The organism is Sporomusa sp. KB1, assembly GCF_007830295.1.
In the GTDB taxonomy this organism is placed as follows: Bacteria; Bacillota; Negativicutes; order Sporomusales; family Sporomusaceae; genus Sporomusa.
This window is the reverse complement of sequence record NZ_VLKC01000001.1, coordinates 353,374-373,459: the sequence shown is the minus strand read 5'-3', so window position 1 is coordinate 373,459 and position 20,086 is coordinate 353,374. Positions and strand designations below refer to the sequence as shown.

At 44.5% G+C, this 20,086-nt stretch carries 20 protein-coding genes and 1 riboswitch; of the genes, 14 read left to right on the top strand and 6 right to left on the bottom strand.

Annotated features, from left to right (window positions below):
* Positions 1–18: 18 nt before the first annotated feature.
* A complete protein-coding gene (locus tag SALPA_RS29415) occupies positions 19–171 on the bottom strand; it encodes a hypothetical protein (protein ID WP_222427811.1) in 153 nt (50 codons plus the stop codon).
* Positions 172–259: 88 nt separating this feature from the next.
* Here SALPA_RS29415 and SALPA_RS01595 point away from each other — a divergent pair, with 88 nt between their 5' ends.
* The 4 genes from SALPA_RS01595 to ygiD all read left to right on the top strand — a co-directional run bounded on the left by SALPA_RS01595 (position 260) and on the right by ygiD (position 4,197).
* Positions 260–532 carry a hypothetical protein gene (locus tag SALPA_RS01595; protein WP_255450716.1) on the top strand — a complete coding sequence of 91 codons (273 nt, stop codon included), beginning with the start codon at positions 260–262 and terminating at the stop codon, positions 530–532.
* Between the two features lie 151 nt (positions 533–683).
* Positions 684–1,991 (top strand): hemolysin family protein, encoded by a 1,308-nt coding sequence (locus SALPA_RS01590; RefSeq protein WP_145088885.1) that lies wholly within the window; start codon positions 684–686, stop codon positions 1,989–1,991.
* Positions 1,992–1,994: 3 nt separating this feature from the next.
* Positions 1,995–2,079: riboswitch (ZMP/ZTP riboswitch) on the top strand.
* 367 nt (positions 2,080–2,446) lie between these two features.
* Positions 2,447–3,295 (top strand): pirin family protein, encoded by an 849-nt coding sequence (locus SALPA_RS01585; protein ID WP_145088882.1) that lies wholly within the window; start codon positions 2,447–2,449, stop codon positions 3,293–3,295.
* Between the two features lie 119 nt (positions 3,296–3,414).
* A complete protein-coding gene (ygiD, locus tag SALPA_RS01580) occupies positions 3,415–4,197 on the top strand; it encodes a 4,5-DOPA dioxygenase extradiol (protein ID WP_370516694.1) in 783 nt (260 codons plus the stop codon).
* Between the two features lie 223 nt (positions 4,198–4,420).
* Here the strand turns inward: ygiD and hfq are convergent, their stop codons facing one another.
* Positions 4,421–4,681, bottom strand: a complete 261-nt coding sequence (hfq, locus tag SALPA_RS01575) for an RNA chaperone Hfq (protein WP_145088879.1) — start codon at positions 4,679–4,681, stop codon at positions 4,421–4,423.
* Between the two features lie 617 nt (positions 4,682–5,298).
* Here hfq and SALPA_RS29410 point away from each other — a divergent pair.
* Both SALPA_RS29410 and SALPA_RS01565 read left to right on the top strand, forming a co-directional pair.
* Positions 5,299–5,520, top strand: a complete 222-nt coding sequence (locus SALPA_RS29410; RefSeq protein WP_222427810.1) for a hypothetical protein — start codon at positions 5,299–5,301, stop codon at positions 5,518–5,520.
* A 162-nt stretch (positions 5,521–5,682) separates the two neighbouring features.
* Positions 5,683–6,114: a DUF1036 domain-containing protein gene (locus tag SALPA_RS01565; protein ID WP_145088873.1), complete on the top strand. Its 432-nt coding sequence runs from the start codon at positions 5,683–5,685 to the stop codon at positions 6,112–6,114.
* 152 nt (positions 6,115–6,266) lie between these two features.
* On the opposite strand, the gene SALPA_RS01560 is transcribed toward SALPA_RS01565, so the two are convergent.
* On the bottom strand, positions 6,267–6,902 hold the full coding sequence (locus SALPA_RS01560) for a DNA-binding response regulator (protein ID WP_186450853.1): 636 nt from the start codon (positions 6,900–6,902) through the stop codon (positions 6,267–6,269).
* Positions 6,886–9,312 (bottom strand): ATP-binding protein, encoded by a 2,427-nt coding sequence (locus SALPA_RS01555; RefSeq protein WP_145088868.1) that lies wholly within the window; start codon positions 9,310–9,312, stop codon positions 6,886–6,888. The genes SALPA_RS01560 and SALPA_RS01555 overlap by 17 nt, the downstream gene beginning before the upstream one ends.
* Positions 9,313–9,718: 406 nt before the next feature.
* Here SALPA_RS01555 and SALPA_RS01550 point away from each other — a divergent pair, with 406 nt between their 5' ends.
* From SALPA_RS01550 to SALPA_RS01535, 4 genes are all read left to right on the top strand, one after another.
* Positions 9,719–10,927, top strand: coding sequence for a tungsten cofactor oxidoreductase radical SAM maturase (locus SALPA_RS01550; protein WP_145088865.1), 1,209 nt, complete (start codon positions 9,719–9,721; stop codon positions 10,925–10,927).
* A 55-nt stretch (positions 10,928–10,982) separates the two neighbouring features.
* Positions 10,983–12,140: a cysteine desulfurase family protein gene (locus SALPA_RS01545; RefSeq protein WP_186450852.1), complete on the top strand. Its 1,158-nt coding sequence runs from the start codon at positions 10,983–10,985 to the stop codon at positions 12,138–12,140.
* Positions 12,141–12,412: 272 nt separating this feature from the next.
* Complete coding sequence (locus SALPA_RS01540; protein WP_255450750.1) at positions 12,413–12,715, top strand: PEP-utilizing enzyme; 303 nt, start codon at positions 12,413–12,415, stop codon at positions 12,713–12,715.
* 61 nt (positions 12,716–12,776) lie between these two features.
* A complete protein-coding gene (locus tag SALPA_RS01535) occupies positions 12,777–13,091 on the top strand; it encodes a DUF1992 domain-containing protein (RefSeq protein WP_145088856.1) in 315 nt (104 codons plus the stop codon).
* 167 nt (positions 13,092–13,258) lie between these two features.
* On the opposite strand, the gene SALPA_RS01530 is transcribed toward SALPA_RS01535, so the two are convergent.
* A complete protein-coding gene (locus SALPA_RS01530; protein ID WP_145088854.1) occupies positions 13,259–14,452 on the bottom strand; it encodes an IS256 family transposase in 1,194 nt (397 codons plus the stop codon).
* A gap of 548 nt (positions 14,453–15,000) precedes the next feature.
* Between SALPA_RS01530 and SALPA_RS01525 the strand changes: the two genes are divergently transcribed.
* The 3 genes from SALPA_RS01525 (at position 15,001) to SALPA_RS01515 (ending at position 16,416) form a co-directional block, all read left to right on the top strand.
* A complete protein-coding gene (locus SALPA_RS01525) occupies positions 15,001–15,204 on the top strand; it encodes a molybdopterin-binding protein (protein ID WP_145088846.1) in 204 nt (67 codons plus the stop codon).
* Between the two features lie 261 nt (positions 15,205–15,465).
* Positions 15,466–15,981 carry a MarR family winged helix-turn-helix transcriptional regulator gene (locus tag SALPA_RS01520; RefSeq protein ID WP_145088843.1) on the top strand — a complete coding sequence of 172 codons (516 nt, stop codon included), beginning with the start codon at positions 15,466–15,468 and terminating at the stop codon, positions 15,979–15,981.
* 132 nt (positions 15,982–16,113) lie between these two features.
* The gene (locus SALPA_RS01515) at positions 16,114–16,416 is read left to right on the top strand and encodes a MoaD/ThiS family protein (protein WP_145088840.1); all 303 of its coding nucleotides are present in this window, start codon (positions 16,114–16,116) and stop codon (positions 16,414–16,416) included.
* A gap of 83 nt (positions 16,417–16,499) precedes the next feature.
* Here the strand turns inward: SALPA_RS01515 and glp are convergent, their stop codons facing one another.
* Positions 16,500–17,714 (bottom strand): gephyrin-like molybdotransferase Glp, encoded by a 1,215-nt coding sequence (gene glp / locus SALPA_RS01510; RefSeq protein ID WP_145088837.1) that lies wholly within the window; start codon positions 17,712–17,714, stop codon positions 16,500–16,502.
* A 628-nt stretch (positions 17,715–18,342) separates the two neighbouring features.
* Between glp and SALPA_RS01505 the strand changes: the two genes are divergently transcribed.
* Complete coding sequence (locus SALPA_RS01505) at positions 18,343–20,070, top strand: aldehyde ferredoxin oxidoreductase family protein (RefSeq protein WP_145088834.1); 1,728 nt, start codon at positions 18,343–18,345, stop codon at positions 20,068–20,070.
* Positions 20,071–20,086 lie beyond the last annotated feature (16 nt).

Genomic DNA, 20,086 nt, shown 5'->3' with positions numbered 1-20,086 from the left:
ACAAAATTGCCGGTTTGATTACGAAAAAGCAAGCTTGAACAAGCCTGGCAAAGCCTGAATGACTGGTGGCGATTCAGTGTGGATCAATTGCGCCAGATCGTCTAAGGGCGTTTGGACAAAGTTGGAAAGGGAATTGTAAGGACAGGTATCATCCTGTATAATAATTATCAATACGAAATAGAGCGCATGATTGCTCTCTAAATTCGTAGTAAGTAGTAATGCGACAGCAAAAAAATATGAGGAGTGTGGAGAATTTTATATGAACCGTCTGAAAACGGTACTTCTTCTAGCAACACTGACGGGATTGTTATTGGCGATTGGCAACTGGTTTGGCGGAAAGGACGGTATGCTGATCATGTTCTTGGTGTCGGTGGCCATGAATTTCGGCAGTTACTGGTTTAGTGATAAAATTGTGCTCAACATGTATGGCGCACGGGAAGTAACCCTCCGCATTTTAAACTACCGCTCAGCAGACGGCAAAATTGCAGGAACTGGCGCAGCGGTTGGGCCGCTGACAGCAAAAGGAGGTTGAGCATAGGCCAACCTCTTTTTTCGCTGCATAAAGCAGGTACTTGGGTAATGTAAGAGTTGACTCATAATTTTAATTGATATAAAAAAGGAGGTGAGCCGATTTTTCCTGGCTTTTTTGGAAAAATCGGAATTGATTGGACCCAGCGTCTATTATGTGGAGTATCTTTCTAGTAATGTTTTTAGTACTGTTAAACGGGTTTTTTGTTGCTGCTGAATTTGCCATGGTCAAGGTGCGCAGTACGCGAATTGATACGCTGCTGCAGGAGGGAAACACACGTGCGAAATATGCGAAACGGATGGTTGACAATCTGGATGCCTATTTATCGGCCTGTCAGCTTGGCATTACACTGGCTTCTCTGGGGCTGGGCTGGGTTGGTGAACCAGCGATCGCCTATTTAATCAAACCGGTGCTGGCCGATTTCGGTTTGTCAGAAGCTATAATTCATACGGTTGCTTTTGCTATTGCCTTTTCGATTATTACGGCGTTGCATATCATTCTCGGTGAATTGGCTCCCAAGTCACTGGCTATCCAAAAGGCTGACAGCGTAACCATCTGGACGTCGGTGCCACTCATCGCGTTTTATAAATTGATGTATCCGTTCATTTGGGTATTAAATAGCATCACCAACTGGATTTTGCAGGCGGTGGGAATTGGCTTGGCGAATGAGCATGAAGCTGCTCACACCGAGGAAGAAATCCGCATTTTGATGGAAGAAAGTCAACAGCAGGGATATATTAATCAGACAGAACTGACGTATGTCGATAATATTTTCGATTTTGCCGAACGGAATGTAAATGAAGTAATGATTCCGCGGACCGATATGGTCTGCCTCTATGTCGAGGATTCATTTGCTATCAATTTGGAAAAAGCATTGAACGAGCAGCTTACTCGTTATCCTGTCTGCGACCCAGATAAAGACAACATTATCGGTTTTGTGCACATCAAAGATTTACTGGCAGCGTTGGCCAAGGGCGAGACACCCGGGTTGCGAGAGATGTTGCGGGAAATTATGGCCATACCGGAGACGATGCCGATTAGTAATTTGTTGAAACTGATGCAAAAAAAACAGGCACAAATTGCGATTGCGATTGATGAATATGGCGGTACGGCTGGCCTGGTGACAGTTGAGGATATTTTAGAGGAAATCGTCGGCGAAATCCAGGATGAGTTTGATGAGGAACGGCCAGCTGTTGAGCTGCGGGAAGAGCATGTCAACTCGGTGGATGGACGTCTGCTCATTGAAGAAGTCAATGAAGTATTTGGACTAGACCTGGATGCCGAGGATGTTGATACGCTTGGCGGTTGGATGTCAGCCCGGGTGGAAATGCCACCGCGGATTGGACAACAAGTAAATTATGCAGACTATGAATTTGTTATCGAAGAAGTGGATAACATGCGGGTTACCAGGGTGTTACTGCGGACGAACTTACAGCAAGCAACTGTTATGGAACAAAGTTAAATATTGGATTTGTACTACTGACGGTTAAGTGGAGTTTACCACACCAAGTACAAGTTCTTGAAAGATGTCGACCGTCTGGGCAACAATATACATAAGTGTATAAATGTATGTTCAGACGGTTTTTTATTATGCTGTAAACGATGTTGCAAATCGTATATTTATGTTCTGCAATGCAAACCGTAAGTTAAATAAGGCAGAGATGAAGAAATGAATTCGTGATGCAATCACGGATTCAGGTGCAAAAACTCATCGGTTTATAAAACGAAAACTTAAGTCAATGCTGGAATTTAATAGTTTAAAAACTACAAAGAAAACAATTTGCGGAATTGACTATGCATATGATACATTGACGAAATCCATATTCTGCATTATAATAAACCTAAACAATGGTAACAAAAATTGTTTAATAATAAAAATTATTATTTAAATAAAAAAGGGATATAGGAGAGTTTATTATGGCTAATCATTTACGTACTGTTAAAAAGATTATAACGGGAGAAAAGGCAGTAGATGGTGCTGGTGTAAGGTTGGTACGAGTTATTGGTCATAGTGATACAGAAGATTTTGATCCTTTTCTCATGTTGGATGCTTTCGACTCTGTTAATCCTACGGATTATGTCAAGGGCTTTCCTTGGCATCCACATCGAGGAATAGAAACAATAACATATCTCGTACAGGGGAATATTGAACATGAGGATAGTCTTGGAAATCAGGGGAGTATTTTGGATGGAGAATGTCAATGGATGACTGCAGGAGCCGGGATTATTCATCAGGAAATGCCAAAGCCCAGTGAAAGGATGCTTGGAGTTCAGCTGTGGCTCAATTTGCCAGCAAAAAATAAAATGGTTGTTCCCAAATATCATGGAATAGCAAAGGCTGATATCCCGATTATCGATGAGGGTGAGCGGAAGATACACATTATAGCTGGAAGCTATAACGGAAAAACTGGAGCAATGGAAGGTGACTATGTTAAGCCTTTGTATTTGGATGTGGAAGTAAATCCGGGTGTTGAGTGGTCATTGGATACAGAAGAAGATGCAACAGTGTTTGTTTATATTTTGCAGGGAGAGGGGACCTTTGGTTCGGCCAGCGATGAGTTTATTTCGGCAAAGCATGCCATATTATTTAATGAAGGGCGTAAATTCCGGGTAAAAGCGTCAGATAATGGAATAAGGTTTTTGCTTATGTCTGGGCAGCCTCTTAGGGAGCCGATTGCATGGGGTGGTCCAATCGTTATGAACACAAGAGAAGAACTAAATGTAGCTTTCAAGGAACTTGAAGAAAACAAATTTATTAAACGTTGATAGTATTAAAATTAGCAAGTTCTTTGTTAATAATATACGGAAATTAAAATAATGGTTCGCGATTAGTACTATAAATAGAGCTGGAACAAAGGAATTCAAAATATTAATTCAGGTAGGTAATGAATATGTCTGACACACAAAAAATGCCGGTATTGTTTATAGGGCATGGGTCCCCGATGAATGCAATTGAGGATAATGTCTATACAAGAGGGTGGGAAGAAATAGCCCGAAAAATTCCAGAACCGGACGCTATCTTGGCAATATCCGCCCATTGGTACACAAATGGGATAAGAGTTGCAGATACTGCAAGGCCCAAAACAATTTATGATATGTACGGTTTTCCGGACGAGCTTTACAAGGTGGATTACAGCGTTCCAGGCGCGCCTGAGTTGGCTCATTTGACAAAGCGTTTGATAAGTAGGAACGTGCAAATTGATAATAATTGGGGAATTGACCATGGTACTTGGTCCGTACTACATAAGATGTATCCTAAAGCGGAGATCCCTGTTTGCCAGCTAAGCGTGGACCGCAGTGCGAGTGCAGAAACTCATTTTAAGATAGGTCAGGAAATAAGCGCCTTGCGTGAAAAGGGAGTATTAATATTTTCCAGCGGGAATGTTGTGCATAATCTTGCCAAAATTAATTGGGAAATAGAAGGCGGACATCCATGGGCAATGGAATTTGATCGCTATATTAAGGAAAACATAATCAACAGGCAGTTCCAGAATGTCGTAAATTATAAGTCGGCAGGAAAGTCTGCTGAAATGGCATTTTCTACTTATGAACATTTTTACCCGCTTCTTTATAGTATAGGTGCTTCAAAGAAAGAAGACAGGATTATAATTTTTAATGACTCGTGTACGTTGGGTTCATTATCAATGACCTGTTATTTGTTTGAATAAAACTAACTTTGACTATTATAGGAACGATTGCGACAATGGTGTAACACTGGGTGGGAACCGTATTATTGGTAACAGCGAAAAAACGTCACAAGGATTCGTTACTTAAAGGGCCGGAGGTATTGGTTTACTGTCGATATCTCGAATAATTCAATTAATCATAAAAAACACGGCGATCTCATAAAGCCGTGTTTTTTATGATATATGTATGCATTTCATAAGCTTATTAATTATAGGAAAATTGCCTAAGCGGTAATATAGTGGAAATAGTATGCTTGTATACGAGTTGTTGTTTACCTTCATTTTCCAAGGTAACAGTGAAATTATCGAATCCCCTGACGATACCTTTTACCGGAAAGCCATTTACCAAATGAATAATAACGGGGATATTCTCCTTTCTTGCTTGATTCAAAAAGTTGTCTTGTAAATTTGGTTTTGTATTTTGCGTAGATGCCGAAGTTGGGCAACCGTTAGGATGAGTATTCATAAAAACCTCCCCAAGAGTCTTACAATAATAGGTAATAAAGATATCACTTCGTTGTTTAACCATAAAATACCTTTTAAATATTCTAATATTTATTGACTTTTATAGTCTCACAAATAAGGGAAGTTTTATTCCAAGTCAGGGAAATATCGGCCGTAATTCAGCAGGTGGCTTTTGGAAGTACAACAAAACTACAAAGAAAGTTGAAAAAAGTATGATTGAAATTACAGCCATAAAGATATATAATTTATATGTCAAATTCCAATTTATAGGATCACCTTCTCTGGCCCAGCATTAAGCTGGGTACTTTTTTGCCTTCTGCCAAGGTGCCGCGAGCACCCGCATCGTACTCCCTTATTTTCTTAACAGTATTCTCAATTTGTCCCAAGAATTATAAGTATAACATTATTTTTGATATAATCGTAGTGAGAAAGCCTATCGTTGGTCAATTAGATATGTTCAAGACTTGTCGCAAGGAGAGGAATATAACGATGGAATTAACCTTTATTCTGCTATTGAGTTTGATAATATCTATGATGTTTGTCCTATTTCTTGGATTATATTCAGCGCGCAAAGTAAAATCTGCAGACGATTTTAGTATAGGGAGCCGCTCTTCGGGTGTGACAATCGTTTCCGGCACTATCGTTGGCACTATTATCGGTGGTGCAGCAACGATGGGTACTGCACAGTTAGCTTTCTGCGTAGGAGTTGCGGAAGCAGGAAAGCATGATTCGTTTCCTGCCGCGGCCGCCCATCGTAAGCCTGCCCTGCTGCACTTACCGACCAGGCGTCTTTTTTTTTGCCTTGACGCAAAGGAAACTTTTCGGGTCTATTTTTTTTAGCCCTGTCAGTATATAGTTGAAAAAAGAGGAAGGGAGAGCCTCGACAAGGAGTGAATTATTTGCCGCAGACAGCCGTTTACAACACCCAGGCGTTATATTTTTCCGAAAAACTCAAAGTCCGGCTAGCTTCCATACCTGATTTTAATGAAGAGGTGAAGTGTAATGAGAAAAAGCGTATCCAAAATCCTACTTGGTTTATTTATTCTGCTGGCGGTGGTTATTGTCCCGCAGCGGGCGGAAGCAATCAACATCAACATGGAAAATCCTTATTCTGATACCATATGGACGGCAATCGTATATTTTGAGGATTCGTCCAATAAATGGGTAACAAGAGGCTGGTATAAGGTCAACCCCAATAGCACCAGAAAGCTGAATTTTTCCGGTTCAACCAAGAAAAATTCCGTCTATATCCATGCCTATACCAGTGAGGCATCCTGGGGCGGCTACGGCACTGACCCGATAAAACGGACGGTAATTAAAGAATCCTTTAAATATTACGACGGGGAAAATTGTCCGCCGGGCAGCAACCGCCGTCAGGTGTCCCTTGACCGGTGGTATGTGGAAAACGACGGCGCCGTTTATTGGAAACCCTGATTACTTCGAAGTTTCCTGGCGAGTTGCATTTCAAGATGAGCTGGCAATTAAAAACTTTCTCAGTTTTTATCCTGCCGGTTCATCTTTTTTCTCATTTCATATTCCGATTATTTTCCTGTATTTTAAAGCAGCATTCTTTCAGGATTATTGCCTCAGATAAAAAAGGGTTTTATCTCGCTGCGTTTGCCGATATCCAGCCGGTCGAACACCCTGGACACCACCTTTTTCACATAGGCGGGGGAATAGTTTAGCATCCGGCTGACTTCTTCATTGGTATATCCCTGTGCCACCAGTGTGGCAACGGCGAATTCGGTTTTTGTCAGACGCTGCTTCATTTGCAGCAGTTTATCGGGCTGGAATCCGCCGATGCCTGCCTGGTTTTTCTTCAGCATATCCAGTTGGCGGCGGTTTTGGGCATGGGTTAGGTTAAGGGAGATGCGGGCCAGCAACACATCCCTGACCACGGGTTTTCTGATGTAATCCACTGCGCCCAGACAAAGGCCGTAAGCCTCGCTGTCAGAATTGCACAGGCCGGTCAGGTAGATGACGGGCACCTCTGTCTCAGACTTTACGGCGCGCAGCTTCAGCAGAGTTTCAAAACCATCCATGTCCGGCATGTCGATATCCAGCAAAATCAGGTCTGGCTGTCCGCCCTTTTCCAGGAAGCGGACGGCCTGGTGCCCTGATTTGGCAAGGCTCACCTCATAATATTCCATTAACAGCTCCTCCATGACTTTAAGCAGCGTGATGTCGTCGTCCACGACAAAGATCTTATTTTTGGAATTCACGGGGAACCTCCTCTCTTGTCCGTCTATTGCAGAATTGCTGGAAAAGCGCCTCGGCGTCTTCAAAACTGAGGTCATCCACAGCCGCGCGGGCCTGCTCCAGAAGCCGCCTGCGGCCCGGGTCTTGCTCCAGCGTGAGCAGCAGCGACAGCGCCTGCCGGCTTTCTGTGCAGTGATAGCCGGCAATGTGAGTCTGCACACAGGCAATCAATGCGGCAAGGTTTTTATCAGGGGGAAGGGAAGCGGGAAGATCACTGGCGGATGCAGTTCCGTCCGGGTCCATGAGCTGCGCGAGTCCCTGGCGGACGTTTTCCAGTTCATAGAGCAGGAGCGGAAGCGCGGTTTGCATGTACTTTGTTTCTCTGCGGCAGCATTTTTGCTCAATCCGCCGGGCAATGGCGGAAAGCTCCTCGGCGCCGAGGAGCCGGGCAAGGGTTTTGAGCGAATGGGCGGAGTGGGAAAGCGCCGGGAGGTCGCCCGCCTCGGCAAGCCGGGTAAGACGGTTTGCGGTCTGCCCGGTGTGCGTGAGGAAGAGTCTGGAAATGGTTTTGTACTGGGGCAGACTCTGGCTCAGATACTGAAGCCCGGCTTCTAAAGAGATATCATATTTCTGCAGCTGCTGCCGGAGTTCCTCTGCCGTATCAGGGCAGGTGTGTCCAACGCCGACGGTTGTGTGCGTCACCAGCTGCTCCGGTAACAAGGACAGCAGGGTCTGCTCCAGCTTGGTCCAGGGAACAGGCTTGGCGAGATAGCCGGAAAAGCCCACGTTCAGAAGCTTCTGCCGCGTTCCGGCGGTAACATCGGCGGTCAGCGCAATGACGGGAGTGTGACAGTTCATTTGCCGCAGTCTGTGCAAGGTTTCGATGCCGTCCAACTGCGGCATCATGTAATCCAGCAAAATGACATGGTAATGGTTTTGGCATGCCAACTCAAGACATTGCCGACCGCTCAGCGCGGTGTCGATTTGCAGCAGGGTCCGGGCCAACAGCGATGTTACCACATCCAAATTTCCTTCATTGTCGTCCGCAACAAGAATTCGTCCCTGGGGGGCGAAAAAGCTCTGCTCGGTCAGGGGGACGGCGGACTTGCGCGTGGAATCAGGCGCCTCTGCAACGTAACGCTGGGGAATTTCAGCAGTGAAGGTGCTGCCGTAGCCATATTCGCTTTGCACAGACAGACGGCCGCCCATTAGGGTTACCAATTCCTTGACAATGGCGAGGCCAAGGCCGGTGCCTTCGATTTTAAGATGCCGGGCCGCTTTGCTGCGGGTGAACGCCTCAAACAGGAAGTCAATGTTTTCCGGACGGATGCCTATGCCCGTATCCGTCACTGCGATGGAAAGCAAGGTGCCGTCTTCGCCAGGCAGTTCCGTTCCGGTGACGGAGAGCCTGACCGAACCGGATTCAGTGTATTTCGCGGCATTGCTCAAAAAATTAGCGGCAATCTGACGGATATGAAGGGTATCCCCCAAGAGCATGGCAGGCAACCCGGAAACCTCTGCGGAAAAGGAGAGTCCCATTTTTTCCGATTGCTCCCTGCCCATCTGTATCAACTGTTGCACCAGGTCATCGGTAAAATAGGCTTCCTCCCAAAGCTCCACTTTGCCGGACTCGATTTTGGAAACGTCCAGAATATCGTTGATGAGGGACAACAGCATCTGGCTGGCATCCTGAGAACGGGCGATATAGCTGATGATCTCCGCGGAGGGATTTTCCCGCAGAACCATCTCATTCATACCCAGCATGATATTGATGGGCGTGCGGATCTCGTGGCTCATACTGGCAAGGAACATGCTTTTTGCCTGGTTAGCCCGGATAGCCTCTTCCCGGGCTTGCTCCAGCTGCCGCTGCTGGCTGTTGTACATGCGGAAGCTAAGGTGCATCGTGATACCTAGCGCAACGCTGACGGAAACAAACCCTATGATGACATCCGCGAGCACCTGCCCTTCGGTCTCAAACCAGACAACATGCCCGGGTACATAATACCCATAGACGCACAGTCCGGTGTAAAACAGCAGTTCCAGAACGGTGACGGCAATCATCCTCCGTCCTTCCAACATAAATACGGTAAATACGATGCCGAAAATGAAGAACGAAGGAAGGCCGCTCCGGTACCCTCCGCCGTAAACGAAGAGACAGGCAAATCCCATAAAAAAGATAAAGAGGATGCTGATCAGATAACACCGTTGGTATTGTCCGCTGGTGTAGGAATAGTGAAGCAGTCCGAAGGAAAGTCCGGCAATGAACAAATTGAGTACGGCCATAAAAGGTCCGCCGGCAGCCAGCAGTGAGAACACTATCGCAAGAAGGCTGATGACGGTTCCTGCCATGGCGAGCAGGTTAAACAGCCGTACGCGGAAATCCAGTTCAGGCCGGAAAAATGTGGTTTCTAATCTTTGCAGCAAAGGTTTCATCCGGTAACCTCCGAGTGTAGCGGAAAAAATACATAATTACTTATTATTATACTGGATGCCCGGCCCACGGAAAATGGACATTGCCGGAAAAAACTGTATTTTATTAAAAAATAAACACACGGCCACTATCACAAGATGCCGTGTGCTTGCAGGCTTTTTATTTTATAAATATGTGTGCTTTATATTCGCCTAGACTTCAGTTCTAGGCTTTTTTTTGGTAGGGGGGCGAGTTACAACAAAAAGATTTAGCGCGGCTAAAAAGTACAGAGAAAATAATTGCGGATGTGGCAATTAGATAAAACAGTAAACGTTTTATTGCGTACATGTATAAATTTGATTATAATCATAAAAAAGCAGCAGTAATATATGATCCAAAGCCCCAGTAATCTCATTTAGGGAGGGAAAAATGGAAAAAACATCTAAGAAGACAATAAACCAAGTTTTGCCGGTAGGTCAAAAAGTTCAGATTGCTAAGGATGGTTATGTAAAATTACCCGTTTCTTTGGATACGGATCAAGAAGTGTTATTTGTTCCTACTGATAGTGGATATCGGCTAATTACGCTGATACAGGATGTGAAAAGAGTATATATTGAGGTTACTACCAAATGCAATTTTGCCTGTATAACGTGTATTCGTAGTTCCTGGCAGGATGAATTGACACATATGGAATGGAGCACCTTTGAGAAAATCCTAAATAGCCTAAAAGAATTGCCGGACCTGGAGTCGGTTCATTTTGGCGGGTTTGGTGAACCTTTGCTGCATCCTAGGATTTTTGACATGCTGAAGGCTGTGAAGGAACTTGGCTTGAATGTGGAAATGATCACCAACGGTTCCTTTCTACGGGAAGAAGTTATTCAAAAATTAATAGGCCTTCAAGTAGATGTTTTGTTTACCTCTCTCGATAGCCCTGAAGAGGAAGAATATAATGAAATTCGGCAAGGGGCTAACTTTCAGAGCGTTTATAGCAATATAGTAAATTTACAGGCTATGAAGCGGGAAAGGAGGACTAAAAAACCGGAACTTGGAATTGAGTTTGTCGCCATGAAGAAGAATTTTGATCGGTTGCCTAAGTTAATCCGCATGGCCTGGGATTTAAAAGCCAGCCAAGTTATCGTAACCAATTTGCTGCCTTATCATGAATCCATGAAGGACGAAATCGTCTACGATACTGATGACACGGGTGCTATGTTTGGTTGTCACTCTTATGAATCCTTGCTAATTTCTCTTAAGGCTAATATGTCCAATATGAAATTAAGAACAGAACGGTACTGTAAGTTTGTACAGGACAAGTCTTTATGTATCAACCATAAGGGAAACGTTAGTCCCTGTTACCCACTAATGCATACTTATCAGTGTTATGTATATGGTAGACAAAAACAAATGTACCCGTGTTATTTAGGAAATGTCAATGAAAAAACATTGCGAGAAATATGGATGGATTCCGGTTATGTTAATTTTAGACAGACTGTTAATGATTATCGCTTTCCTTCTTGTACAGATTGCAGGATGCTTGACGGGTGTAATTATACGGATAGTAATGAAATGGATTGCTGGGCCAATAGCCCGTCGTGCGCCGAATGCCTTTGGGCCAGAAGAATTATAGCTTGTCCATAATAATATAGCAACACTAGGTAGGCTTGGAAATAGTGAAAAGAACGGAGGAAGAAAAGTGCCAGAGATATATTTGGACAATAGCGCAACCACTAGGCCATATCCGGAGGTAACGGAAAAGGTCGTGAACATGCTCACGGAGGTATACGGAAATCCGTCGTCATTACATCGGCTAGGGGTGAAAAGTAAGTTCGAAATTGAGAAAGCCCGTCAAAATATTGCTGATGCACTTGATGTAACGCCTGAAGAAATTTATTTTACTTCTGGCGGCACAGAGTCCGACAACCTCGCCATAATTGGTGCTTGTTTAGCCAATTCCAATCGTGGCAAACGAATAGTAACCACTGAAGCTGAGCATGCCGCCGTAACTAAAACGATACGGAATCTGAAAAAACAGGGCTGGGAGGTGGAGTATGTTTCAGCACCTGGAGGTAAGCTAAATATGGAAGCTATGGAAAGGTCGATTAATGAACAAACCGTACTGGTAAGTGCTATGATGGTTAATAATGAAATAGGTTCTATTTTCCCCATAAATGAAATAAAAGCAATAATTAAGCGAAAACATTCCCCGGCGTTGCTGCACTGCGATGCTGTGCAGGGGTTTGGGAAAATACCCTTCAACGCAGCTGGCATTGGAGCCGATCTTATCAGTATTAGTGCGCATAAAATACATGGTGTTAAGGGTGCTGGCGCTCTTTATGTGAAAAAGGGTATAAATATGTATACTACTATGTTCGGTGGCGGGCAAGAACGCGGCCTGCGTTCAGGGACAGAAAGTTCTCCGCTTATCGCCGCTTTCGGTGAAGCGGCACGGGTAACTTTTGCTAATTTGCGCAAGGATATATTGCATATGACCGGGCTTCGAGATTATTGCATCCGGGCCATCGCTGATAAAATACCCAGTGCGGTTTTACATTCAAATAACCAGGGTGCACCCCATATCGTAAATTTTTCTTTGCCGGGGATAAAAAATGAAACGGTCGTATATTATCTTGACAGTAAGGGTATTTATATTTCCAGCGGGGCAGCATGTAAATCCAATCATGCCCGAGGTCCTTCAGTGTTGGAATCGCTTGGATTAAGCCGCGCTTTGGCCGACAGTGCACTACGAATCAGCTTTTCGCCTATGAATAGTAAAAGCGATATTGATGTACTCATTGAAGCCCTTGTCGAATACTGCAGCATACCCGGTTCGGCGAGTCGTATCATTAGATAACGCGAAAAGGTTACCCTCCTGTGCTTTCCGCGGCTTCATTCTCCACAATTGTACAAAAACTATATTTAAATAGAGAGAAAATAAGCCGGTTAGAGGTTGAAAAATTACCTTTGCTGGCTTTTTTGGCCTTCTGCACCAAATGGATTGCTCTTCCTTGACTTCCTGCAACTCATAAAGCCAATGAGTTGCTCATCCCTCCGGACAGTATCCAGGGTGATAAGGCAACGCGCTCGCAGCCTGCTATTATTCCCTCAGGCAATTACTTGCAGGGCGTGGGAGCGGCAGCTGATAAAGCCACTGGTACAGCCCGCTTGATCAATCATCCTGGCGAGGGAAACAAGCTGCAGCCGGGTGAGGTTCTGGTGACCCCTTCTACCGACCCAGGTTGGACTCCTCTGTTTTTGAAAGCTTGTGCTGTGATAATGGAAACTGGAGGATATATTTCGCATGGAGCAATTATTGCCAGAGAATATGGGATCCCAACAGTAATTAACGTACCAGGTGTTATGAAGGCTATTCAAGATGGCCAAATCGTTACAGTTGATGGGGATGAAGGCCGGGTAATTCTTGAATAACGCTAGGAACGCTATGCGGTGTGGTGGCTTTTGGATTAAATCCAGGGAGGAAACATGAACGATGGACAGGATAAGCCGGATAATAGAGCGAAACATTAAAAAGGCAATTGACCAGGGGGCTTTTGATGACTTACCCGGTAAGGGAAAAGCTCAAAAACTTGTCGATCTGCGATTTATTCCCCCGGAGCAACGGGCGGCATTTTTGGCTTTAAGAAACTCAGGATCGCTTCCACCAGAAATGGAATTACGTAAAGAAATCGCTAGTTTAGAAGAACAATTGCAAATAGCCATGGAAGAAGAAAAGCCTGGCATAATTAAAACAATTACTGAAAAGAAGATGTTTTATGATATCCTAATGGAACGCCGGAAACGGTAAGGCGGGGATAAGGGGGCTTAACACTGTCTCTCTGTCGGCTGGTGTCCAAAACTAACATTCCCCTGACCATCCAACAGATGGTCACTGCTGCAGTTCCTTCCTATTCAGTAGAGAAAGGTAGTGTCAAGAAAGTTTCGCAAAAAGGTTTGCAGTCCTAGGTAGTAAAATCAGTCATCACTAAAATCCGACTCAGGGTCGGTATTTTCTAGATGTTTCATATTCATATACTTTTTACTGCCCCACTGGGTTCCAGCAACGTGGCGAAGGCGGGCGCAGACCAGCATCAGAGCGGACTGCCCATCCGGGAAAGCACCCACGACCCTGGTTCGCCGCCTGATCTCCCGGTTGAGTCTCTCAATCACATTGTTAGTCCGGATTCTTGTCCAGTGCTCGCCGGGAAAGTCGGCATAAGCAAGCGTTTCCTCGATGCTTTCCTCGATTTTGGCCGCCGCTTCTTTGAGTTTCATGTCGCGCAAGCTTTTTGCTACCTGTGCCGCCTTTTCCCGGGCAGCGGACTTGCTTTCCTGCGCATGAATCGCTTTGAGCATTTTCGCAACCGTTTTGACCTTGGAGCGGGGAACAACTGAAAAGACATTGCGGTAAAAGTGAACAGTGCAGCGCTGGTATTTGGCCTGGGGGAAGACCTCATTTGCCGCTGCCAGCATCCCTTGGCATTTATCACCAATGATCAGTTGGACGCCTGTTAAACCGCGGCTTTTCAGCCATTTGAAGAATTCCAGCCAACTGACTTTGTCTTCTTTCATGCCTTCGGCCGCTCCCAGCACTTCACGGTAGCCGTCTTCGTTGACGGCAATCGCCACCAATACGCTCACATTCTCATATTCACCGCCCCAGTTGCGGCGTAAGTAAATGCCGTCGACGTAAACATAGGGATACTTACCACTTTGCAGCGGCCGACTGCGCCACTCTTCAATGTGGACATAGGCCTTCTTATTCAACTCACTGATGGTGGACGGCGATACCTTGCTGCCCCACAGAGCCTCGGTGATGTCTTCCACTCGCCGGACGGATACGCCAGCTAGATACATTTCGATGAGCGCTTCTTCTACGGAACTTTCCCGCCGGCGATAGCGTTCGATAATGGCGGTTTCAAAAGGAATGCCCTTGAGCTTGGGAACTTTCAGCGTGACATCGCCGGAGGTAGTAGTCAACCGCCTGTCGTAGTGACCGGAGCGGTAACCTTGACGGGTTTCAGTACGCTCATATCGGGCCGCCTGGGTTAGGTCTTTGGCTTCCTGATCCAGCAAGTTATTGAGCGTTTCCTCCACGCTGCTACGCACCAGTTCCTTCAGTTCTACCTTGATGATTTCTTCATTCAACTGTATAATTTCTTTGGACATGTTTGCTCTTCCCCTTTCGGTAAATGGTGTGTGGTGACTTCATTTTACCGGGGAACTGCAAACTTGTCCTCTTTTTTAGCCGTATTTCAATTTGCGAAACTTATTGTACCTTATCTAGAGAAAAGTGTTGTAGCATGCCGAAGTATAAATAATTTCAGTAAAGTTTCATATAGTGAATGTAAGAATCAAAAAGAGAGCTACCTAATTTGTTAGCTCTCTTTTGGGTTTATTAGTAGGAAGCTTTTGTGTTTTTGTTAGCTTATGCTAAAGACAGTTAGTCCCAACATCTCCCAAAAGAGTGACTTTATGTCCGTGCTGGCAACTTCCACCGACAATAGCTAACACAGCCATTATTTCAAAGTAGTAAATGACATAGATAATTGATTTAATTAATAGATACACGTAGATATATTGAGATATATCATTATATTATTTAAATTTAGTTGAATTTGATTAAATTTGGATTTTTTTATTGATTTTTGCCAAATAATATGTTATTTTATTTACAGGAAGAGCTTCCAAAATTTAAAAATAAGGAGTGTTGTACAATGAAAATCAGCGGAAGAAACAAGTTAGAAGCTACTGTTAAAGAGGTTGTTAAAGGAACTGTTATGGCTAAAATCGTCATGGATTATAAAGGTACCGAACTGGTAGCTGCCATTACGATAGATTCTGTTGAAGACTTGAACCTCGTTCCCGGAGACAAAGTTACGGCTTTGGTAAAAGCTACTGAAATGATGGTGCTTAAGTAAGATTTATCTTTTGCGGCGAGTTAAGGCTCCCGTTTGAAATGATAGTGTATTTTATGCAAACAGGTATCGTTTTTAAAACGGTGCCTGTTTTGGTTTATAAACAATCAAACACAGTTGTGATATCAAACTGTTTTATGTTACAATTTAATTAGCAATATATAGAATTGTATAGTGCGGTATATCCCCAATTTTTAAACAAGAATTTATAGCCAATGTCTGTCAACAAATAATAGCAGCATCAAATTAAGTTAAAAAGACAAAATGAGAGAGGTAATTATATTGGCAGATGCGAATATCGCCGAAATTTTTCGGGACATTGTTAGGACCTGTGTGCGGAAGCTGGGCTTGTTACAAAAGGCAGACGCTTCCTGTTGTGGGATTACGGTTGCGCAATGCCAAACCTTGGTGGAGATTGGCAAGTCGAAGTGTTTATCGCTAAATGAATTATCAGAGTTACTTACTCTCGATAAAAGTACCATGAGCCGTACGGTCGATAATCTTGTCAACGCTGGAGTGGTAGCAAGGCAAATCGATAAAGAGGATAGACGATATATGAAGATTACATTAACCGAAAAGGGGAATGAGATGGTTGAAGTAATCAATAGTAATATGGAGAATTACTTCGAACAGATATTGAATTCGATTCCCGAAGAAAAGCACGGGCTAGTGACGGAAGCTTTACCCTATCTCCTCACTGCAGTAAATAACACAGAAATGAGTTTCATTGAACGTCAAATCTGTTCAGGGATTATACGAGAAGAAGGAAGGTGTGAGTGACACAATTTAGAGAGGTAGTAAGGGGCGCGTTAATGGTGTGGATTAGATTATTGTGACCAGCGAAAGCAAAAGTGATACAGAATCAATGCTTAAGGAAGCTAATTAAATTATTATAAAAAAGGGGGGATACATATGTCAGAACAAGAAAAAAGCATTGAGGTCAGGGCTTTTATTCAATTGAGTGCGATCTTCAAGAAAAAGAACTGGCCCATGCCTTTAATTCTTGAGATTGAAAGGCCAATTTCGGGAACTGAGCTAGCTGAGAAATTAGAGATTCCTTTAAATGAAATTGAAATAATTTTTATCAATGGTCGTGCTCAGTCTATGAATGATCTTATACAAGCAGGCGACCGGGTAGCTTTTGTACCACCGGGCTGTCCTGGTCCATACCGTATACATCTGGGCTTTTATGGGAAGCATCAGGATAACAATTAACTTTACTCCTAAAAAAGTTGACAGTATAACAGGTTGCCCAATGCAAGAAGTATTGGGTAACCTGTTACTATATTTAAACTCGGTTAAGCATTGACTAGCAAAATAACCTCGACTTCGCTTCCGCTCGGCAATGGAGGAGTATTTTCCGGAATTACAATAAGTGAGTTGGCAACCATTGCTGATTTCAGCATACCATTACTTTGCAGGCGTAAAGGTTCCGCTAAAATACCATTATCTTTTTGCCAGCAATGCGACCAAACAAAACGTTTTGCCCCTGTACTTTTATTAAACGGAGAGGCTAATACCGCTCTTACCCGTGGCCGCCACCATGACTTATGGCCGCACATCTTCATCAATATTGGCCTAACTAACTGTTCGAATGAAATAGCTGCTGCTGCCGGATTCCCAGATAATCCAAGATAAAGCTTGCCGTTTTTTATACCAGCCAGCATCGACATTCCCGGTTTAATGCTTACTCTGTCAAACAATAAGGTAATCCCGAGTCTTTCATACACTTCGCCAATCAGATCGTGATCACCTACCGAGGCTCCGCCTGTCGTAATTACAACATCACAGGCAGACGCATTCTCTAGCACCAGAGCTATTTCATCTACATTATCTAACACATTGCCCATAAGGACAGTTTTTGCCCCGGCATCCGCTACTTGAGCACTAAGCATGTAACTATTGGAATTGCGGATTTTTCCAGGTGTCAACTGAGAATCTACAGGAATAATTTCACTGCCGGTGGCAATAATCGCTACCAGCGGCTTACGAAAAACACATACCTGCGCTTTTCCCAACACTGCCAGCATGCCGATTACTCCCGCATTTATCGCCGTACCGGCAGAGATTACCTCTTCAGCGAATGAAATCTCTTCACCCTGGAAACAAATATTTTTTTCTGCCCCATGACCATCCAAAATAATGATCTTATCACCATCTGCAATTGTGTCTTCAATACGTACAACGCCAGTAGCTCCAGGCGGCAGAGGGGCTCCAGTCATAATCCGGCAAGCCGTTCCTGATATAATATTATGATGTGGAACTTCCCCTGCGGGGACATAATCCACTTGACGCAAAATTACCGATTTGCCAGGTACAGTCCCCTCCACATCTTTGGCTACGATCGCATAACCGTCCAAAGGAGACCTGTCAAACGGCGGAAAATCCATAGTAGACACTATGGTTTCAGCCAATACCCTCCGCCAGCTTTCGCTTAACTCTACCATCTCTGTCGGCATAAGTTGAACTAGATTTAACAACTTTTTCTGAGCCACTTCTAACTTTTCGGCCATTTTCCAACCTCCAGTAGTATATTATATTATGCAAATTTGAACGTAGTTTCTTTTGTGTGCTTCCGTTGATGCCACCAAAAATCAACAGAAAGCACATTTTCTCTAATAATTAGGCAAAATACAAAAAGGAAGCCCGAGTTAACGGACTTCCTTTGCGCAATGGCTGGTATGAGAATTCCTTCTCATACCCTGTTTACTATCGCCGATCTGACGATAGTAACTCGGAACTCTTGATAGGATATATTCTCTTTATACCAACTAAATTCCTGCAAAAAGTATTACTCGGTAAGTATATATTAGAAATCTTCTTTAAAAAAAAAATTTTCCCCTTGCAGGAATCTTAAAGTATGGAGCAAATATATACATTATTAAGAGTTCCGAGTTGCTATCGCCAGCCAGGTGATAGTAAACAGGGTGCGAAGAGGAATTTTTGCGCCTGCCATTACGCAAAGGAAGTCCGTAACACGGGCTTCCTTTTTTGTTGTTTACGTGCTTATTTCTTATTCTGGTGGACACCCTTTGAAGAAAAATTAAAGAAGAGGTTCTAAAAAATATTTACTAAAATAGTTTACTAAATATTTTTAGCATCTCTTTTTATATAAAATCATAATTGTTGAGGAGGTTTTTTATGAGTAAGTTTATCCGTGTAGACATGGCAACGAAAAATGTTGCTACCAGCGAAGTTCCCGAGAAGTACGCCGGCATAGCAGGCCGTGCGCTTACTTCCAACTTCGTTGCCGACGAAGTGAAGCCAACCTGTCATCCACTGGGGAAAAACAACAAATTGATTTTTGCACCCGGCTATCTTACCGGTACCAACGCCGCCAATTCTGGCCGGCTTTCCTGTGGCGCTAAGAGCCCGTTAACCGGTGGTATCAAAGAAAGTAACACTGGCGGCACGTTTGGTCAAAAGATGGCCAAAATGGGCATTAAGGCAATTGTGTTTGAAGGAATTCCGGCAGAAGATAAGTATTTCATCGTCAAAATTACAATGAATGATGTGACCATTGAAGATGCCCCCGCTGAAACCATCGGCATGGGTAACTACGAAGCCATTAAAGTCCTGCAGGCAAAATACGGTGCTAAAGCCGGTGTGGCCATCATTGGTCCGGCCGGTGAAATGAAGCTTTCGGCAGCCAACATTTCCTTTGCCGATCCTGAAAGCAATATCCGCAGCGCTGGCCGCGGCGGCCTGGGCGCTGTCATGGGTTCCAAGAAGATAAAAGCGGTTGTTATCGATGATACTGGCGCTCCCGGTGTTCCCATTGTTAATCGCGAGGATTTCAAGAGTGCTGCCAAGCGATTTGCCAAAGCCCTTACAACTCACCCGGTCACCAGTCAGGGTATAACCAAATATGGTACCAACATTCTGGTCAACATTCTGAACGAAGCCGGCGGTCTGCCTACTGAAAATTTCCGTCGTGGCCGGAACGAATGGGCCAATGACATCGGCGGCGAAACCATGACTGCAACCATGGAAGCCCGCGGTGGTAAACCTAGCCACGGCTGCCATGCCGGTTGCATCATGCGTTGCTCCCAGCACTATGTTGATAAGCAAGGCAAATATATTACCAGCGGTTTTGAGTATGAGACTATTTGGGCTCTTGGCGCCAACGCCAAAATTAATGACCTTGACCTTATTGCCTATGCCGACCGTGAATGCGATGATGTTGGTGTAGATTCTATTGATATCACTGTTGCCATTGGTGTTTATATGGAAGGCGGTGTCATTCCCTGGGGCGATGGCAAGGCTGCCATGGAACTGATTAAAGAAATTCGCAAGGGAACTCCCCAAGGCCGGATTCTCGGCTGTGGTGCAGCAACCGTAGGACGCGTCTATGGCGTTTCCAGGGTTCCTGTCGTCAAGGGCCAGGCAATTCCAGCGTACGACCCGCGTGCGGTTAAGGGTGTAGGTTTGACCTACGCTACCACTCCGATGGGCGCTGACCATACGTCCGGTTATGCGGTTGCTACCAATATCCTCAAGATCGGCGGCGATGTCGACCCGCTGAAAAAAGAGGGTAATATCGAACTGTCCCGCAACCTGCAAATTGCCACTGCCGCTGTTGACAGCACCGGTATGTGCCTGTTTGTTGCTTTCGCTATCCTGGATATTCCCGATGGTTTCCAGGCGTTGATTGATATGATTAATGCCCAGTACGGTCTGTCCCTTACCGCTGACGATGTTACTGAGCTCGGAAAATCTGTTCTCAAGGCTGAGCGCGGCTTCAACCATCGGGCCGGCTTTACCAATGCCGATGACCGCTTGCCGGAGTTCTTTGAGGAAGAATGTGCACCACATAACACTACCTGGGACTTCACAGACGAAGAAATCGACGAAGTATTTAATTTCTAGACATGTAAAGCCGGGC

Excerpts from the sequence above, each read along its gene's own strand:
- SALPA_RS01595 (WP_255450716.1), top strand. The coding sequence starts at position 260 with ATGAACCGTCTGAAAACGGTACTTCTTCTAGCAACACTGACGGGATTG.
- SALPA_RS01590 (WP_145088885.1), top strand. The coding sequence starts at position 684 with ATGTGGAGTATCTTTCTAGTAATGTTTTTAGTACTGTTAAACGGGTTT.
- SALPA_RS01585 (WP_145088882.1), top strand. The coding sequence starts at position 2,447 with ATGGCTAATCATTTACGTACTGTTAAAAAGATTATAACGGGAGAAAAG.
- ygiD (WP_370516694.1), top strand. The coding sequence starts at position 3,415 with ATGAATATGTCTGACACACAAAAAATGCCGGTATTGTTTATAGGGCAT.
- hfq (WP_145088879.1), bottom strand. The coding sequence starts at position 4,681 with ATGAATACTCATCCTAACGGTTGCCCAACTTCGGCATCTACGCAAAAT.
- SALPA_RS01565 (WP_145088873.1), top strand. The coding sequence starts at position 5,683 with ATGAGAAAAAGCGTATCCAAAATCCTACTTGGTTTATTTATTCTGCTG.
- SALPA_RS01555 (WP_145088868.1), bottom strand. The coding sequence starts at position 9,312 with ATGAAACCTTTGCTGCAAAGATTAGAAACCACATTTTTCCGGCCTGAA.
- SALPA_RS01550 (WP_145088865.1), top strand. The coding sequence starts at position 9,719 with ATGGAAAAAACATCTAAGAAGACAATAAACCAAGTTTTGCCGGTAGGT.
- SALPA_RS01535 (WP_145088856.1), top strand. The coding sequence starts at position 12,777 with ATGGACAGGATAAGCCGGATAATAGAGCGAAACATTAAAAAGGCAATT.
- SALPA_RS01530 (WP_145088854.1), bottom strand. The coding sequence starts at position 14,452 with ATGTCCAAAGAAATTATACAGTTGAATGAAGAAATCATCAAGGTAGAA.
- SALPA_RS01525 (WP_145088846.1), top strand. The coding sequence starts at position 15,001 with ATGAAAATCAGCGGAAGAAACAAGTTAGAAGCTACTGTTAAAGAGGTT.
- SALPA_RS01520 (WP_145088843.1), top strand. The coding sequence starts at position 15,466 with ATGAGAGAGGTAATTATATTGGCAGATGCGAATATCGCCGAAATTTTT.
- SALPA_RS01515 (WP_145088840.1), top strand. The coding sequence starts at position 16,114 with ATGTCAGAACAAGAAAAAAGCATTGAGGTCAGGGCTTTTATTCAATTG.
- glp (WP_145088837.1), bottom strand. The coding sequence starts at position 17,714 with ATGGCCGAAAAGTTAGAAGTGGCTCAGAAAAAGTTGTTAAATCTAGTT.
- SALPA_RS01505 (WP_145088834.1), top strand. The coding sequence starts at position 18,343 with ATGAGTAAGTTTATCCGTGTAGACATGGCAACGAAAAATGTTGCTACC.